The 17,617-nt window shown below is 43.8% G+C and carries 13 protein-coding genes; 3 read left to right on the plus strand and 10 right to left on the minus strand.

The genetic code is table 11. The annotated features are described in order from the left end of the window. Window positions 1–55: 55 nt before the first annotated feature. The 5 genes from GYK50_RS06240 to GYK50_RS06260 form a co-directional block, all read right to left on the minus strand. Window positions 56–1,768: a putative bifunctional diguanylate cyclase/phosphodiesterase gene (locus GYK50_RS06240; protein WP_071001633.1), complete on the minus strand. Its 1,713-nt coding sequence runs from the start codon at window positions 1,766–1,768 to the stop codon at window positions 56–58. A gap of 160 nt (window positions 1,769–1,928) precedes the next feature. Continuing rightward, the gene (locus tag GYK50_RS06245; RefSeq protein WP_071001632.1) at window positions 1,929–2,795 is read right to left on the minus strand and encodes a 16S rRNA (uracil(1498)-N(3))-methyltransferase; all 867 of its coding nucleotides are present in this window, start codon (window positions 2,793–2,795) and stop codon (window positions 1,929–1,931) included. A gap of 297 nt (window positions 2,796–3,092) precedes the next feature. Beyond that, on the minus strand, window positions 3,093–3,941 hold the full coding sequence (gene metF, locus GYK50_RS06250; protein ID WP_071001631.1) for a methylenetetrahydrofolate reductase [NAD(P)H]: 849 nt from the start codon (window positions 3,939–3,941) through the stop codon (window positions 3,093–3,095). A 13-nt stretch (window positions 3,942–3,954) separates the two neighbouring features. Further along, window positions 3,955–5,379 (minus strand): adenosylhomocysteinase, encoded by a 1,425-nt coding sequence (ahcY, locus tag GYK50_RS06255; protein WP_212564469.1) that lies wholly within the window; start codon window positions 5,377–5,379, stop codon window positions 3,955–3,957. A gap of 312 nt (window positions 5,380–5,691) precedes the next feature. Beyond that, a complete protein-coding gene (locus tag GYK50_RS06260; RefSeq protein WP_212564470.1) occupies window positions 5,692–7,629 on the minus strand; it encodes a TonB-dependent receptor plug domain-containing protein in 1,938 nt (645 codons plus the stop codon). Between the two features lie 497 nt (window positions 7,630–8,126). Between GYK50_RS06260 and GYK50_RS06265 the strand changes: the two genes are divergently transcribed. Beyond that, the gene (locus GYK50_RS06265; RefSeq protein WP_420070486.1) at window positions 8,127–9,998 is read left to right on the plus strand and encodes a mechanosensitive ion channel family protein; all 1,872 of its coding nucleotides are present in this window, start codon (window positions 8,127–8,129) and stop codon (window positions 9,996–9,998) included. 40 nt (window positions 9,999–10,038) lie between these two features. On the opposite strand, the gene GYK50_RS06270 is transcribed toward GYK50_RS06265, so the two are convergent. The 5 genes from GYK50_RS06270 to GYK50_RS06290 all read right to left on the minus strand — a co-directional run bounded on the left by GYK50_RS06270 (window position 10,039) and on the right by GYK50_RS06290 (window position 14,475). Then, entirely contained in the window at window positions 10,039–10,671 is a 633-nt protein-coding gene (locus GYK50_RS06270) for a DNA-3-methyladenine glycosylase family protein (protein WP_212564472.1), read from the minus strand. Window positions 10,672–10,842: 171 nt separating this feature from the next. Then, window positions 10,843–11,574, minus strand: a complete 732-nt coding sequence (locus tag GYK50_RS06275; RefSeq protein ID WP_186474426.1) for a Smr/MutS family protein — start codon at window positions 11,572–11,574, stop codon at window positions 10,843–10,845. A 107-nt stretch (window positions 11,575–11,681) separates the two neighbouring features. Further along, a complete protein-coding gene (trpC, locus tag GYK50_RS06280; RefSeq protein ID WP_212564473.1) occupies window positions 11,682–12,557 on the minus strand; it encodes an indole-3-glycerol phosphate synthase TrpC in 876 nt (291 codons plus the stop codon). Window positions 12,558–12,629: 72 nt separating this feature from the next. Further along, window positions 12,630–13,751 carry an anthranilate phosphoribosyltransferase gene (gene trpD, locus GYK50_RS06285; protein WP_071001625.1) on the minus strand — a complete coding sequence of 374 codons (1,122 nt, stop codon included), beginning with the start codon at window positions 13,749–13,751 and terminating at the stop codon, window positions 12,630–12,632. Between the two features lie 100 nt (window positions 13,752–13,851). Beyond that, on the minus strand, window positions 13,852–14,475 hold the full coding sequence (locus tag GYK50_RS06290) for an anthranilate synthase component II (protein ID WP_071001624.1): 624 nt from the start codon (window positions 14,473–14,475) through the stop codon (window positions 13,852–13,854). An 810-nt stretch (window positions 14,476–15,285) separates the two neighbouring features. Here GYK50_RS06290 and glnA point away from each other — a divergent pair. Both glnA and GYK50_RS06300 read left to right on the plus strand, forming a co-directional pair. Then, on the plus strand, window positions 15,286–16,695 hold the full coding sequence (glnA, locus tag GYK50_RS06295; RefSeq protein WP_071001623.1) for a type I glutamate--ammonia ligase: 1,410 nt from the start codon (window positions 15,286–15,288) through the stop codon (window positions 16,693–16,695). A 222-nt stretch (window positions 16,696–16,917) separates the two neighbouring features. Then, window positions 16,918–17,610, plus strand: coding sequence for a DUF4124 domain-containing protein (locus tag GYK50_RS06300; RefSeq protein ID WP_071001622.1), 693 nt, complete (start codon window positions 16,918–16,920; stop codon window positions 17,608–17,610). Window positions 17,611–17,617 lie beyond the last annotated feature (7 nt).

Genomic DNA, 17,617 nt, shown 5'->3' on the forward strand with positions numbered 1-17,617 from the left:
CGCTTTAGAGGCAAAGGCGCCAATAAGCGGTTTTATGATACCCAGAAAACAAGAGCTATTCGGTGGCATACTGTTTGACCAGCATCTCAGTGGCCACATCAGCGGGCACAGGTTTGCCAAACCAATAGCCTTGACCGTTTTTGCAGCCCATATCGAGCAACACATCGCGCTGCTGTTCGGTTTCTATACCTTCTGCCACCACATGCATGTTTAGAGCATCTGCCAAGTCTAGAATGGCTTTTACAATGGCATGCTGAGTACGGTCGGTATCAATTTTTGAGATAAAACTTTTATCAATTTTGATAAAGTCAAAGGGGTAGTCTTGCAGATAACTCAAGGATGCATAGCCCGTACCAAAATCATCTAAGGCAAGACGGACGCCCAATTCTTTGAGAGAGTTGAGTTGTTTTCTGACATCATCATGGCGCTGAATCAAAGAGGATTCAGTCACTTCGATATGCAACTGACACGCCGCAATATTGTGCTCTACCAATAGGCCGCTCACCATGTCAAAAAATTCAGGATGACTAAATTCGGCCGCATCGGCATTGATGCAGATATGCTGACAAAACCCTTGCTGTTGCCATTCAGATAACTGCTTGGCAATCTTGTTAGCCATCTGTGAAAACAGCTCAAACGAGAGCTTATGGGTCAAAATAGCATCGATAAAATGTTTTGGTTTTAGTAGACCGCGAGTGGGATGTTGCCAGCGAACTAGGGCTTCAAACCCTGTGATAATCCCCGTATCCAATAAGAATTTTGGTTGATAATACGGTATGAACTGTCCTTCAGCCGATGCTGCTCTCAGATCGGCTTCTAACTGTAGGCTACCTGAAGTGGCTTCCTCAATCGTTTTGTCATACCAACGGATATCATCGCCGCCGTGTTGTTTGACATACTGTAAGGCTTTTTCTGCTTTGCTCAACAGTCCTGTTACCTGAGCATCATTTTTGGGAAAGTAACTGACGCCTACAGAAATATGGCAGTAGATATTTGAATTTGTGGCCGCGTTTCCATTCATTGTGAAGGGTATCTCGCACATCTGCATGAGCGTATCTAATTGATGACGTACCATATTGCCATCTTGACACTCAAACAATAACGCAAAGTCATCCCCGCCAAAGTGGGAAAAGCAGCGTAAATGCTCTAAATGGAGCTCTTTGATACGTTTCACAAACTTCTGTATTAAAGTGTTTATTCCCTCAGATCCCAGCAAGCTTGCCAGATTGCGATAGCGGTCTATATTGAGACGTACAATCACAACTTCTTGATAGGTGTCTAATAAAACGTCACTGGCCTGACTCAAAAACACTTTGCGATTGGGCAATCCAGTGAGTTGATCGTAGTTGAGTAAATGAGCAACCTGCTTTTTGTCTTTAACGACGGCAGACATGTCACGTAGCATACCTACATGAAACACCGTTTGGTCGATACAAATTTTACGATAGGTGATTTGGCAATCGATCGTCTCACCATAGCGATTGGCCATGGAAAAATCCAACTTGTAGAAACCTGACTCTCTTAAATTATCCTTAATCTCTTTTAGGATAAGCTGCTCTTCTTCTGACAAAAATTCAGCCGCGTAAATACCGAGTGGACGACCGACCAAAAAGGATTCTTTATAGCCAATCATAAGCTCATAGCTGGCATTGACAGATAGATAGCGTAAATTACTGTCTAGCACAAAAATAGCATCTTCGATCTGCTCACACAGTTGGGCCATGAGTCGCTGTTTAATCGATACTGGAATGGGGTCAAAGTTGCTCATAATAATGTTTCACAAAAAATAAAGGCTTATAAAAAATAAGTACTGTGATTCAATTTACTAAATTAAAACTAAGATCACTTTTGATTCTACAGAGTATAAAACAAAAGTTCTATTTTAAAGTGTCTATAAATGATAGTAAATCTCATTAATAATACTGATTTTAACCATACAAAGCGAGTAAAGTAGTCAATGCAACCACGGGTGCTGTCTCTGTACGTAATACCCTACTGCCAATTTGCCAAGGCATAAAACCTACAGATTCGGCTTTTTGACATTCATCGTCACTGAGACCTCCTTCAGGACCAATCAATAGTTCAATATAGGGAGACTCTTGCTTGAGAACTGAGGCCAGTTTCTCGGGTTTTGCAGGTTGTCCTGCTGCTGGCACACTCATCTGCATACGTAGATTTGCAGCGCTACGTAGCACTTGATAATAAGTGTCTTGGCTGAGTATAGAGACGATAGGACTGACCAATGTTGCTGTATTCAACGCATCAGACGCAGGTTGATTCAGCCATTCATTGATAGATAGTGGGGCAAGTATCAGAGGTGGGCGATTCAGGCCGCATTGCTCGCAGGCTGCTATAGCGACTTGTTGCCAGTGAGCCAGTTTTTTCTCGATTTGTGCAGGTTTCAGATTGACCTCGCCATGATGACTACTAAGCAGTTGAATAGCCGTGACGCCAAGCTCGGTTGCTTTTTGTACCGCATAATCCATACGCTCGCCGCGACTCATTACTAAGCCGATTTTACTAATAATAGGCGCCGTACGATCATCCTTTAGATGAGTGAGGAGGGTAGCCGTCGCGTTTTTTTTACTGATTGCTTTTAGCTCTACTTTATATTCACCACCAAATCCATCGAACAAGATACCTTGATCACCGATATTTGCACGCAGCACTCGGCACCAATGATGGACGATGCTGTCTGGCAACTCAACGTGGCTCCCTAGAGGTAGGTCACCCAACTTAGGTAAAGGCATAGCATCAATATTGTCGTTATTAATGGCATAAAAAAAACGTCGCACTTGGTCTTATTCCTATTATTTGATTGTGAGTGGTTATTATTGACCCAATAGAATATCACTTGATGCCACGAAAGGCATTCCTTTTATGATACTTACTGCCAGATAACAGCGCTCAACGGATAAACGACATTATCATATAGTCAGAAAAATTTAAGAAATACATTAAGATGAAATGTGTTTTTTGATACATGAATGTCCAGTAGATAAAATTTTCCAATAAAAAAACTGGCACTCCGAAGAGCGCCAGTTAGTTATAAATTCATTATATACTTGTTTAATTATCAAGATTATCAAGTATTAAACAGTAAGTCCTAATGCTTCAACCAAGCGTTTATTTGGCTCAACTTTGTTCATGCTATAAAAATGCATGGCTGGCACGCCTTCGCTCATTAAGCGCTCACATAAGCGATACACCACATCAAAACCAAACTCGCGAATAGATTTGCTGTCATCGCCAAAATCCGCCAATTGCTTGCGCACATAACGCGGAATATCAGCGCCGCAGCTATCAGCAAAGCGTATCAGGTTACTAGAGTTGGTGATCGGCATGATGCCAGCTACCAATGGCTGGGCAATGGTATCGATACCGCGTTTTTCTAACGTGTCACGCAAATACAGATAGCTGTCTGCATTGTAGAAAAACTGCGTAATTGATGCATTGGCACCAGCGCGGTACTTATTCACCAAGTTGTCAACATCAAACTCAAAGCTACGCGCTTGTGGATGCATCTCAGGATAGGCCGCCACTTCGATATGGAAGTGATCGCCTGAGTACTCACGAATGAACTTGACCAAATCTACTGCAAATGGCAGCTCACCCATACCCACCTGACCGGATGGCAAATCGCCACGTAGTGCGACAAGACGTCTGATGCCTAGGCTTTTATAAAACTCAAGTAACTCAGCGATTTGCGCTTTGTCATCGCCGATACAAGACATATGCGGCGCAATTTCAGTCTCACTGCGCGCACTTAGTGCTTGTACGATGTCTAAGGTACGGCTACGAGTTGACCCGCCCGCACCGTAGGTCACCGAAAAATACGCCGGTGACAACTTATTTAGCTCATCATAAGTGCTAAGAAGCTTTTCGTGACCTTGCTCAGTTTTTGCAGGAAAGAACTCAAAGGAGAAAGCAGGCTTACTCACAGTCAGGCTCCTTTTAGTATTTATAAGTGTCAGGTTTGAATGGACCTTCGACAGGCACACCCAAATATTCAGCTTGCTTTTGGGTCAGCTTAGTCAATGTACCGTTAAAGCCTGCAACCATAGCAGCGGCCACTTCTTCGTCCAACTTCTTAGGCAATACTTTTACGTATAAGTTATCAAAGCGCTCATCAGTCGGCAGATCAGCGAACTTTTCTTCGAACAGATACATTTGAGCCAATACTTGGTTGGCAAATGAGCCGTCCATGACGCGTGATGGGTGACCAGTAGCATTACCTAAGTTCACTAGACGACCTTCAGCAAGCAAGATCAAATAATCGTTTTCATCGTCTGAGCGGAATACTTGATGCACCTGTGGCTTGATCTCAACCCAGCGCCAGTTATCACGCATAAACTGAGTATCAATCTCGGTATCAAAGTGACCAATGTTACATACAACCGCACCAGGCTTAAGGGCAGCTAGCATATGACGGTCACAAACGTGATAGTTGCCAGTCGTGGTGACGATCAAGTCTGTGTCTTCAAGCAAGCGTTTATTGATATTGTCCGCGCTGCCAGTGTTGTCACCGTCGATGTATGGTGATAATACTTCGAAGCCATCCATACATGCCTGCATGGCACAGATAGGATCCACTTCTGAGACACGGACGATCATGCCTTCTTGGCGTAGGCTTTGGGTTGAGCCTTTGCCCACATCGCCGTAACCGATAACCAAAGCGCGGCGGCCAGCAAGGAACATATCGGTAGCACGTTTGATAGCATCGTTTAAGCTATGACGGCAACCGTATTTGTTGTCATTTTTAGACTTGGTAACTGCATCGTTGACGTTGATGGCAGGCACCTTTAATGTACCTTTATTCAACATCTCAACCAAACGGTGTACACCAGTGGTGGTCTCTTCTGAGATACCATGGATGTTGTCAAGAAGCTCAGCATACTCATCATGAATCAAAGCAGTCAAATCACCGCCATCATCTAAGATTAAGTTGGCATCCCACAGCTGACCTGAGGCTTCGCCGCCAACGTGTACTTGCTGACGCAAGCACCATTCGTACTCTTCTTCTGTTTCGCCTTTCCACGCATAAACAGGGATGCCAGCAGCAGCAATCGCAGCAGCAGCATGGTCTTGGGTCGAAAAGATATTACATGAGGTCCAGCGGACTTCCGCACCTAGTGCGACTAGTGTCTCGATGAGGACAGCAGTCTGAATAGTCATGTGGATACAGCCAGCGATTTTCGCGCCTTTTAGCGGCTGGTCTGCTTCGTAGCGACGACGCAAGCCCATTAGGGCAGGCATTTCAGCTTCGGCAAGGGTAATTTCACGGCGGCCATAATCAGCAAGGCTGATGTCAGCGACTTTATAGTCAGTAAAAGAGGGATCGATCGTATGGGCAGAGGGTGTAGTAGACACTGCGTCCATAATATGCTCCTATCAGTGGTTAACGAATGATAAAAAGAATAAAAACGCAGGTGCCGTTGTTTGCGCTGTTGATGACCAAGAATAGGTAGCCAACAGTTAACCGAGCCTAACATAAGGGTTGAATAGCAAGTGCTTCAACATAAACACCGCCATCCGTCATTATGGCGCAACACCTCTCGGAGGTCGTTATTGTAATAGATGAGTCTGTGATTGTCACCTATTGGCTGCGGAAAATCGTAAGTGTTGTCGTCATAAAAAAAGGCCACCGCTGGGTGACCTTGATTTGTTTACAATTTAAGTTTTGTGTCAGTATTAGTACCAATCGTAGGTAAGTGAGCCGAAGTAGCTGGTGCCTTCTGTGGCGTATTCATTACCGAATTGGCTGGCGAGGGTATAATCCTCATCAGTAATATTGTCTACCCGCAAGTTGGCACGAAGATTAGGAGTGATATAAGCAGCGCCGCTCAAATTCAGCAGGGTATAGCTATCAAGTTTATTGTTTTCCGCTGTCAATCTATCATCGGTATGTTTGGCTTCGAGGCGAACATCGAACATTGGTTGCTGATAGCCCACATAAACCATACCGCTGTTTTTAGGGCGATAGGCAAGCTGTTGATTATAGCTTGCGCTATTTGCCGTTTTGTCTTTGGCATCCAAGTAGTCATAACCGAGACCAAATATAAAGGCATTCATATTCCAGTCGGAGGTCAGGCTCAACCCCTTGATTTTCGCTTCACTGATATTTGCTGCACTAGAAATCAGGTCTTCTGCATCGGTGTAATAGCCTGTCAATCGTGAGGTTTGGGCATCATTTACGTATTCAACAAATACTTCAGTATTTTTACTGGTTTCAGGCTTTAAGTCAGGATTACTATAACCGGGATAGTATAGGTCATTGAATGTCGGGGCGCGAAATCCGGTCGCATAGTTGGCACCGATTCGCATGCCAGCCAACGGGCGTATCGCCGCGCCTAGATTGTAGGTGCTTTCATGACCATACTGCGAGTTGTCATCCACGCGGTAGTTGGCTTGCACGTCATAATAAGTGTCTGCCAGCTGATAACCAACAAAGGCACTTTTGACCGTTCTGTCATCAGGGTTATAAGGGGTTTGCACAGCTGGATCAGGATAACCTGAAAAATCTAAAACATCTGAGGCGTCTAGCTGTTGTGACAACCATTCTGCGCCAACAATCACAGTACCAGGTTGCGCGTTGATACTGGTCTCTAAACGTGCTTGCTCTTGCGTGGTGTCGTACTGACTGCCTTTTTGATAATCAATAGAATTGGCGTCATGAGTAGTCGATTTGTCGATACTTTGACCGTAGCTAAGCTTGCTGACTGTCAAAGGCGTTTTGTATTGAAGATAAGCATTGGCACTGCCGTTTTTTTGGTCTGAATAGGCATTTGGAAAGGCGTTGCCTGCTGAGTCAATATCAGTGGTAGAGTCGGTATACAAGGCACTTATTCCCGCGCTTAGCGAGTCTGATAGTTTATGCTGCAATGCTAGGCTGGCATTGGTAGATTTAAAGCCATCATCGTCTGCGTTGAAATCATAAGAGTCAGAGTTGGCAATGGCGTTAAAGCCATCTGTTTCGTTACGACTGACACCCAAGCTCAAGGATGACTTGTCATTTTTCAGTTGACCTGTGATGCCGACTTGGTAGTGATTGTTACTACCATAACCCACAGTTGTAGAAACATTGGATTGCTCTACGTTATTGCCTTTGGTAAAAATCTGGATAACGCCGCCCATGGCGTCAGAGCCGTAGATGCTAGAGCCTGACGCACCATACAAAACTTCGATGCGGTCGATTTGGTCTGCGGCCAACAAGTTCAGAGATGGGCTACCTAAAGAAATAGAGCCATAACGTATCCCATCGATAATCACCAAGACTTGCTTGCTATCAAAGCCGCGCATATAAAAATTACTGGCTGTGCCCATGCCGCCACTTTGTGTGATATTAATACTAGGCTGATTCTTTAATACATCGACCACGGTCTGATCCTGATAACGCTGCAGCTCTTCCTTATCGATCACGCGAGTTTGTGCAATCACATTACTGGTTTTAGTGGGCGTACGTGTGGCTGTTACGACAATTTTGTCAAGCTCAACTTGGGGCATCTCGCTATCGTTAGTATTGATTATCTCAGGGGTCGCCGCCATTGCTGTGTTGACTGCAAATAAACCAAGTGCGCTTAAAATACTTAGGCGAAGATAGGTACGTGAAGATGAACGTGATAAAGACATGATCGATTCCAAAATAATCAAATTAAAAAATACAGACATAAAAAATAACTATTAAGACGTAAAAGGTGTCAAAAGTTACAAAAAACAGTATATAAGCAAAACTGCGCTCATTATCTACAAAAGTTCCGCCTTTATAAACCACTTTAACCTAATGTTTCTTCACGGTAGGATGAATATAATTCATGATGAGATGCTACTCATTTATTGGAAAGCTACTTTTTTATTAACGCCTACCATTTTTAGTAAGCGGAATAGATTGCACAGAGCGCTAAAAACAACTGACTCACACAGTTAGCGACAAAAACCTATAATCAAAAGCACTGCTGTTATAAATAATTGTTATCATAGTGCCGATATTATGTGTTCTTCATTGTGCCATTCATAAAGTTAAGAGGTTTGTTTTGTCTACTCAGCATAATCTGACTCCCAGTACCGCATCCCCTTCATCGAAATCTACTCTTAAGCTACCATTTGCGGTCGTAGTGCTTTTGCTGGCGATGATATTAAGTATTGTGTTGCCAAGAACCGCTTTTGCTGTTGACGCTGGTTCGCTTGGCGCTGGTGGTGATAGTAGTGAGGAGACAGTAACTACACCTTTACCTGATTCATTTGGGCGAGATACGCCGCGTCATACTGTACAGGGTTTTATCAGTGCGCTGAGCGAAAACGACTACTTGCTGGCAAGTAACTATCTAAATTTATCCAAGTCCGATAACCCAACGACTGTCGTACGTCAGTTTAAACAAGCGCTCGATGCGGGTGGGCGATTCCAACCTGATTTGCAAATCAGTAATACCCCTGAGGGTAATCTCACCGATCAACTACCACCAAGTCAAGAAAATGTCGGTGTGATTAACATCGGTGAAAAAAGTGTGTCGTTGTTACTAGAAAGAGTGGTCTCTAAAGAGAACGAGCAGTATTGGCAGTTCTCGAGTGAGACGCTGAGTTCTATACCGGAAGTGATAGAAAACTCAGAGCCGACCTTGGTATCGCGCTATACGGTGGATTCATTAGATGGCAAAAAGCTCTTTGGTTATCAGCTGGCTGATTTGGTCGCTGCGCTATCCATGATTGTGAGTAGCTTTGTCCTCACTTATATCGCAGTATGGCTGTTATACCATCTATTGAGGATTGTTTATCCTCGTGTGCGCGGCGTGCCTTTGCCATTACCTGACAAAGTGATACTGCCGCTTTCTGTGGTCATTATGGCGCTGATCTTATCTGAAGTGATGGTCTATGCAGGCGTGTCCGTCACGCTGCGCGAACCAGTTAATCGCTTTACTGATATTGCTTCTTGGCTTGCGCTAACTTGGCTGCTATTACGAGTTATTGATGCCATATTTACTCGAGCGGTCAACCTAAGCTATAAGAAAAACTATACTGAGCGTGTCTCAATCTTGGGACTGCTCCGAAAAGTCGTCAAAGCGCTACTCTTAATATTTGCGGTCATTGTCATTTTTGGTAATTTGGGTTTTGACTTAACCACAGGTATTGCTGCACTGGGTGTGGGTGGTTTGGCATTGGCACTTGGTGCACAAAAGACCATTGAAAACCTTGTTGGTAGTGTCGTAGTCGTCGCGGATTCACCAGTACGTATCGGTGATTATTGCAAATTTGGCACTTATGAAGGTACTGTTATTGACATCGGTATTCGCTCATCACGTGTGCGCACATTGACACGGACCATTGTCACGGTGCCAAACGGTGATTTTTCATCGATGCAGATTGAAAACTTTACCTCGCGTGATATGTTCCGCTTCTTTCATCAGTTATATCTGAAGCGTACTGCGGATATCGATGTGGTCTTCAAAATGGTCAAAGACTTAGATGAGTTTTTAAAAGAGCATGAGATGACCAACCAAGAGTGGAATCAAGTTAATATTTTAGAGCTACGCCAAGACTGCTATGTCATTCAGCTACAGGCATATATCAATGCCAATGATGTGATGGAGTTTTATGATAAGCAAAACGTGGTATTCGTTGATGTATTAAACCAAGTCGCAAAATATGATGTCGAACATGCATTGCCAACCCAGCAGCTGATTGTCAATCAAGCTGAGCTTGAACATCATATGGAAAACAATACTATTAAAACAGAGGGTGACGCCTCAGAAGACCATAGCGATAAGAATAGCAATGAAACAAATGTCAGTTTAGAAGACAATGATGATAATTCTAACGGTGTGGCTATCAACAAAGACCCCGACAATGCTAACGATGATATGGCAAATAACCAAAAGTCATCTATGGCAACTGTCAGTAGAAAGGGTGCGCTCAAAGCGCTCAAACACAAAAGTCGTATGCTAAGAAAAAGCAAATTTAAGCATACTAAAAACAAATTTAGCTTGTCTATATGGAATCAGCCTTAGAAGTGATTTTTCCATATAGGCAATTATTCTACACGGTCAGCTATAAAGGTACTGCGGTTTTATTGCGTAATAAGCCGTAGTATGACCAGAGCAGTAAGCTGGCAGCGCTGCGATACGGTGACCAGTGCTGAGTGAGGTTGTTAAGCTGCTTGGGTGTTGGTCGTTCTGCTAAGCCTAATAACTCCATCGCCGCAACCTTGATGGCCAAGTCGTCAACAGCAAGCACATCTGCGCGTTTTAAAGAAAAGAGCAGGTACATCTCAGCGGTCCAGCGTCCGATGCCCGTAACCGCGGTAAGTGTGTTTATTACCTCTTCATTAGGCATATTTTCTAAAGCTGCAAAATCGATATTATGATCCACTAAGGAGCGGATATAGCGAGTTTTTTGCTTAGACAATCCCTGAGCTTTTAAAGCCTCGTCAGTTGCTTCACCGATTTTATACGGCGTTGTCAACGCAGCATCAACCAACCGCTTCCAGATACTTGCCGCCGCCGCAACAGACAACTGCTGACCGACCATTGCTCTCATTAATTGCTCAAACCCACCTGCATTGTGCCTAAGATCAGGTAGACCAACTTGCTCGTAGATAGCCGCGAATTTTGGCTCAATTGCAATCAATGCGCTGATGTTTTCGGATAGCTCTTGGGGTGTCTCAATGGTTTGTATGCTCATATTGATGTCACTTTGGCAGTTAAATAGTGAGTGGATAATTCAATAGTAAAGGCTGATAGGCGAATATCAAAGGAATAATCGTTAAGGATTGACAGGTGGATAATCGATAAAAAAAGGACTGCAAGTAAGCAGTCCTTTTTTATTTAATAGAGTTATCATAAGCGATGACTTCTATTCGCCATCTGTTTTAGGCTTTTTGAGCAGTACCAATACCGCGCCATTGCCACCGTCTTTTGGCGGTGCAGAGCAAAATGCCAATACTTCTGGCAATTGACGTAACCAACCATTAACGCAAGTCTTTAAGATGGCCTCAGAGCCTTTACCATGGACAATTTTTACCATGGTTTCATTTTTTTGCTTCGCTTGGCTTAGCAGTTGCGTCATGGCGTCACGTGCTTCTTCTATCGTACAACCATGGATGTCTACCGCATCGTACCAACGCAGCTTGCCTTTTTTGAGCTGATCAAAGATTTTATTTTGCAAGGTTGGCTGCTTATATGACAAATAGGCTTCAGCGGCGACAGGGTTCAGTAGGGCTTGCATGTCTGACAAGCCTGCGCCTAAATCGCTGGCTTCACTGCCTTGAGCGGCCGCACGTTTTGATAGTGTTGCGGCATCAGGTTTGCCTACTCTTGCCGTACTAGTAGGTGAGCGTACGTTTTTGTCTTCTAGCTGAATGACACCATGCATAGCTTGCATGAACAGTACTTTGTCATCGTCAACATGTTCACTGTCTAGCTGCTTGACGGTCTTTTTCACTTGCTTTTGCGTTGGCAAAGCGACAGGCTCAGTGGGCTTTTGGTTTTCACCTTCAGGGCTATTGGTATCACGGCCTTTACTCAATTGGCCTTTTAATTCTTTAAGTTGGTCTTGCATTTCTTTTGAAAACAGAGAGTTTGACATAAAAGTTAACGTATCGTTGGTTGATGAATGAAAGGTTGAGTCATTTATAGAGTAAATATTTTATTCAAGCTATCTGATTCTATTGAGGCTTGAACTATTGAGTTACTTTACTCGTCTACTGCGACGCCCGCAAGTAAGGATTGTAACGCTTGTCCCGGATGATCGGTTTTCATAAATTGTTCACCGATTAAAAAGTGCTGAATATCATGACTTAGCATAAGCCGAATATCATCACTGCTATGAATGCCGCTCTCGGTCACGATCAGTGGTTTTTGATCGGCATTATCAGCATCAGCAGAGAGTGCTTCGATTAAGATATTTTTCAAATCGAGCGTGGTTTGTAGGTCTACATCAAACGTGTTTAAATCACGATTGTTAATACCGTAAATATTGTGCGCTGAGCGTGGTAGCTGTAGCGCCCGATCAAGCTCAGACTGTGTATGCACTTCTATCAACACATCCATACCAAGCTCAATACTGAGCGCGTGTAACTCTTGTACTTGTGTGTCATCTAGGCAGGCCATGATGAGTAAGATGCAGTCAGCACCCATTAAGTAAGATTGATATATCTGATAGACATCAATCATAAAATCTTTGCGAAGTATTGGTAAGCTTGAGACATTTGCCGCTTGAATAAGGTACGTATCATCGCCCTGAAAATAATCGCGATCAGTCAACACTGATAGACAGCTGGCACCCGCTTGCTCGTACTGCTGCGCAAATAGAGCAGGGGTAAAATTATGATTGATAACGCCTTTAGATGGCGAGGCTTTTTTGATTTCAGCAATAATGCCAACACCATTATTTTCAGGGCTAGCAGCACGTAGGGCAGCAGCAAAACCTCGGCGCGGTTTGTTAGCAGCTGCGACTTGCGCTTTTAAGTCTGCAAGAGATAGCGCCGCGCGAGCTGCTTTTACTTCTTCTACTTTGGTTGCGACAATGCACTGTAGTACCGAAGGTATGTCTGAATGAGTTGTGGTCATGCTGTTATCCGAATATTGTTAAAGGTAAATAGGTAGTGATATATAGTTTTGCACTGTATTGGTGCGTATAAATCAACCCTCAATCACTAGCTGCTGCGTGTATTTGGCCAAAGACTCAAGCTTGAGTAAAGCATCACCATTTTGGATAATTTTTTGAGCTCGGCTAACGCCATTAGGATAGTTGCTGGCAAGTCCGGCGGTATATATTGCCGCACCTGCGTTCAAAGCAATCATATCGCGGGCTTTAAGTACAGCACGGTCATGGGTATCAGCACCAGATAGAGCAGCGCGGATCAGTGCAAGGCTTTGTTCAGGAGAGTCGACATCGAGACCAATCAGGGTTTGCGATTCGATACCTGCATCTTCTGGCATCATCTCATAAACGGATATTTCACCATCTTTTAGTTCAGCAACTGTGGTCGAGGTTGCTAGACTGATTTCATCCAAACCATCTTTTGCGCCGACGACCATGACATGCCGTGCGCCTAGGTTTTTCATGACTTTGGCAATTGGCTCACACAGCTGCGCGGTAAAGACACCAATAACTAAATTGGGCGTACCAGCAGGGTTGGTTAATGGGCCTAAAATATTAAAGATGGTACGCGCTTTTAGCTCACGACGTACAGGATTGGCATAACGCATGGCGCTGTGATGGTTGGGCGCAAACAAAAATCCAACCCCTTCATTCTCGATACAATCTTTTGCTTGTTCTGGAGTCAGCGCAAGACTGATGCCTGCTTGCTCAAGCAAATCTGAGCTACCAGATCTGGTTGAGACACCACGATTACCATGCTTGGCAACTTGTGCGCCAGCCGCCGCGACAACGAATGCCGATGCAGTCGATACGTTAAATAAGTTGGCACCATCACCGCCAGTACCAACGATGTCGACCAAATAGTCGCAGTTTTTTGGCTCAATATTGGCAGCCAGCGCACGCATCGCACTGGCTGATGCGGTGATCTCATCGATAGATTCACCTTTCATACGTAGACCTGTCAAGATAGCGCCCATCATCGCGTCGCTACATCTACCTTGCATGATGATCAGCATCACTTGATACATCTCATCAAAGGTCAAATCGATGTGCTGAAAGATTCTACTCAAAGCCGTCGTCAATAATTGATGTATTTGGGCATCAGACAGTTTTGCAATATCCTCTGGCGTGTGAGCTTCTTCTGTTTTTGTCGTACTCATGATGATCTCGCTTATGATTGTTTTTTATGTGAATCTATTTTTTATGTGAATCTATCTATGATTTGAGATAGAGTAATGAAAGCAGGTTCTTAAGTCAAAACTAGCCTACCTGTGGTAGCGCATCTGATGCTAGTTTTGCCAAGCCATAAGTGTGTAAAAAGTTATTAAGTAGTTGATAACCTGCTTCGCTCAAAATGGACTCAGGGTGAAACTGGACGCCTTCTATGGCAAGTGACTTGTGGCGAATACCCATGATCTCTTCAATACTACCATCAACGTTCTGCGTCCATGCGGTCAGCTCAAAGCAATCTGGCAGGGTATGCCTATCAATGACAAGTGAGTGATAGCGTGTGACTTGCGATGGGTTTGGTAGTCCGGCAAATACGCCTTGGTCATTATGATAGACGGCTGATAACCGTCCGTGCATAACTTCGCCCGCTTTGACGACTTGTCCACCAAACGCCTGCCCAATCGCTTGATGACCCAAACAAATACCAAGTATCGGAATAATGCCTTTGAATGTCTCGATAACTTCGAGCGAAACACCCGCACGATCAGGGTCGCATGGACCTGGGCCAATAACAATCACGTCCGGTGCTAACGTTCGAATCTGCTCGATAGTAACTTGATCATTACGCCAAACGGTGATGTCCTGCTGCAATTCACCAAAATATTGTACGATATTGTACGTAAAGCTGTCGTAATTATCGATCATCAAAATCATGAAGGTTTCAACTTATCAGTTTTATTCTGTTTGTAATATGGGATATACGCCTACCGTTGTTCAAGGCTTTAGTTACCAAACAAAAGCAGCTATGATAACGACAGAGGGCATTATGGCGCGCGGTTATCTTACCACTATTTTGTCCTCTATCAAATGCAGAGCATGGGCTAGCTAAATAAGCATTACATAAAAATAGTTTTCTCTCATCATAATGATTTCACGAGCAGAGAAAAATCAGCAAATCGATATTTTATTATTGCACCGTAAAAGAACAATATAATAATTATAAGATTTTCTTAGCACCAATATAGTGCAAAATTATCACAACTAGTGCGTCGAATAACCTCTCAACATAAAGGTTGTTAGCAAAAATATATTTTTATATAAAAATTATTTGGCGTAAGTCACTGTAATTATTGTAAAATATTGTTTTAAGTGAGGTAAATAGTAATTTATTTGAGATATTGGCATAGCCTTTGCATTGAAGTTGGTATGATTATTGATGACCATAAAAACGGGTCTAAAAATAATTATTCATAAGTGCCAGAAGAGTTCAGCATGACGAGTTATATATTGCTAGAATGATATGAGAATTGACTTAAGATGTTTGTAGACCATTGAGATGACTATTGGGCTAATTAAGAAAGCGTCTTAGGTGAGTGTCTTGACTAATCCGACAAATAGTGCTGATAATAAGCATAATATCGAATGCGCTGTTTGGTATTGGAAGGACATCTGGAATTCTTGCACAAGAAATGGCACCAACAATTTTAAATTGCAATAACGTGACCAACACAACGGAGATTATGTATGTCGAACAAATTATTAGATCTTATTCAATCCTCTAATGCTAAATGGGTTGACTTTCGCTTCACTGATACGCGCGGTAAAGAGCAGCACATCAGTTTCCCAGCATCGACTGTCGATGAAGATGTCATGGAAGATGGCAAAATGTTTGACGGCTCATCTATCGCTGGTTGGAAGGGTATCGAAGCGTCTGATATGATCTTGCGTCCTGATCCAGAAACGGCGTTCGTTGATCCGTTCTTTGATGCGGTTACTGTGGTCGTGACTTGCGATATTATCGAGCCATCAACACTACAAGGCTATGATCGTGACCCACGCTCTATCGCACGCCGCGCTGAAGAGTACTTGAAGTCGACTGGTATCGGTGACACGGCTTACTTCGGTCCTGAGCCTGAGTTCTTTGTATTTGACGATGTAAAATGGTCAGTTGACATGTCTGGCGTCAGCCACAAGATCACGGCTGAAGAAGCGGCTTGGTCAACTAATGAGACTTATGAGTGGGGCAACATGGCTCACCGTCCACGCGTCAAAGGCGGTTACTTCCCAGTACCACCAATCGATAGCTCACACGATATGCGTTCTGTCATGTGTGAACGCATCGAAGAAATCGTTGGTGAAGGCCGCGTAGAAGTTCATCATCACGAAGTGGCTTCTTGCCAGTCTGAGATTGGTGTTGCATTCAACACGATGGTACGTAAAGCGGATGAAGTTCAGCAATTGAAATATGTTGTCCATAACGTGGCGCACCAGTTTGGTAAAACAGCGACCTTTATGCCAAAACCAATCGTTGGTGACAACGGTTCAGGTATGCACGTGCATATGTCAATCTCAAAGGACGGCGTAAACACGTTCTCTGGTGATGAGTATGCTGGTTTGTCTGAGACCGCATTGTACTTCATCGGTGGTATCATCAAGCATGCTCGTGCGCTGAATGCGATTACCAACCCATCAACGAACAGCTATAAGCGTCTTGTACCGCATTATGAAGCACCTATCAAGCTTGCTTATTCAGCGTCTAACCGCTCGGCGTCTATTCGTGTGCCACATGTGAGCAGCCCGAAAGCGGTACGTATCGAAGCGCGCTTCCCTGATCCAACGGCGAACCCATACTTGGCATTTGCTGCGCTATTGATGGCAGGCCTTGACGGTATCCAGAACAAGATGCACCCAGGTGAAGCGGCTGACAAGAACTTATATGACTTGCCACCAGAAGAAGAAGCGCAAATCCCAACGGTTGCAGAGAGTCTAGATGTTGCGCTACAAGCACTAAAAGATGACCATGACTTCTTGTTAAAAGGCGATGTGTTCACTAAAGACATGCTAGAAGCGTTTATTGCATTGAAAGAAGAAGAAGTACAACGCCTAAACGTGACTGTACACCCTGTCGAGTTTGACATGTACTACAGCTGCTAATAACGAATTAGTCCGTTAAGTTAATTCGATAAAAAAGAACCAGTCAAGTGAATTTTGGCTGGTTTTTTTGTACCTGTTGGAAAAGATAGTGGTATAAATGGATGATATTTTTTTAAATACCATTGATTTCACATCAAATCCTACTGATTTTGCACCAAAAGTGTCGCATAATAGTTCTTATAAAAGTATATTAATAGTAAATACTAATTAGGTTGACTGACTATGAGTTTGTTATCAAAGCGAGATTTGTTACGAGGTAATATACAGTTAGGAGCATTGGCTATCATGGCTAGTCTTTGTGCGCCTCTCAGCAACGCAGCACCCATCTATAAAGTGATTGATGAGCAAACAGGGCAAATCACCTTTACCGATCGTCCGCAGTCTTATGAGGAGCAGGCAGGAAAACAAGTCAGCCAGACCAGCGTTAATACCGGCGAAAGTAGCGCCCCCAAAGGAATGCCAAGTGAGGTCAGAGGCAATACTGATCTTCCAGCTGCCGCTGCCACCAAACCTGCGGTGAATATCAACTATCAGTTGAGTATGATTGAGCCGAGTACAGAGCGTGCCTATCAGCGCCCTGCACAGAGTATCGTCATCGCGCTTGACGTAAAGCCTGCATTACAAAATGGCGATCAAGTGAGTATATATTTGGATGATAAAGAAATTGCTCAAGGTCTGAGTGCCTCTGTTGCGACAGTTGATCTGCAGCCAGGCCCACATAGTATTCGCGCTGTCGTAAAAACAGTATCAGGACAAACCCGTCAGCAAGTCAATCGTACGGTACATGTCATTCAAAACACCTTGATTCTACAAAAGAAAAAGAAGCTTGCCGAGCAGCTGCTTGCTTACGAGCGCTTGCCATGGCACCAAAAGGTCTTGTTAAAAATGCGCGGTAATGACGCTGTATCTCAATAGCAAAGTC

Origin of the sequence: Psychrobacter pacificensis, from assembly GCF_018336615.1 — a bacterium.
Taxonomy (GTDB): Bacteria; Pseudomonadota; Gammaproteobacteria; order Pseudomonadales; family Moraxellaceae; genus Psychrobacter; species Psychrobacter pacificensis.

What these genes read in the sequence shown, in the direction of transcription:
- GYK50_RS06270 (WP_212564472.1), bottom strand. Translation starts at nt 10,671, where the DNA reads ATGAGCATACAAACCATTGAGACACCCCAAGAGCTATCCGAAAACATC.
- GYK50_RS06275 (WP_186474426.1), bottom strand. Translation starts at nt 11,574, where the DNA reads ATGTCAAACTCTCTGTTTTCAAAAGAAATGCAAGACCAACTTAAAGAA.
- GYK50_RS06260 (WP_212564470.1), bottom strand. Translation starts at nt 7,629, where the DNA reads ATGTCTTTATCACGTTCATCTTCACGTACCTATCTTCGCCTAAGTATT.
- GYK50_RS06265 (WP_420070486.1), top strand. Translation starts at nt 8,127, where the DNA reads ATGATATTAAGTATTGTGTTGCCAAGAACCGCTTTTGCTGTTGACGCT.
- glnA (WP_071001623.1), top strand. Translation starts at nt 15,286, where the DNA reads ATGTCGAACAAATTATTAGATCTTATTCAATCCTCTAATGCTAAATGG.
- trpD (WP_071001625.1), bottom strand. Translation starts at nt 13,751, where the DNA reads ATGAGTACGACAAAAACAGAAGAAGCTCACACGCCAGAGGATATTGCA.
- trpC (WP_212564473.1), bottom strand. Translation starts at nt 12,557, where the DNA reads ATGACCACAACTCATTCAGACATACCTTCGGTACTACAGTGCATTGTC.
- GYK50_RS06240 (WP_071001633.1), bottom strand. Translation starts at nt 1,768, where the DNA reads ATGAGCAACTTTGACCCCATTCCAGTATCGATTAAACAGCGACTCATG.
- GYK50_RS06300 (WP_071001622.1), top strand. Translation starts at nt 16,918, where the DNA reads ATGAGTTTGTTATCAAAGCGAGATTTGTTACGAGGTAATATACAGTTA.
- GYK50_RS06290 (WP_071001624.1), bottom strand. Translation starts at nt 14,475, where the DNA reads ATGATTTTGATGATCGATAATTACGACAGCTTTACGTACAATATCGTA.
- ahcY (WP_212564469.1), bottom strand. Translation starts at nt 5,379, where the DNA reads ATGGACGCAGTGTCTACTACACCCTCTGCCCATACGATCGATCCCTCT.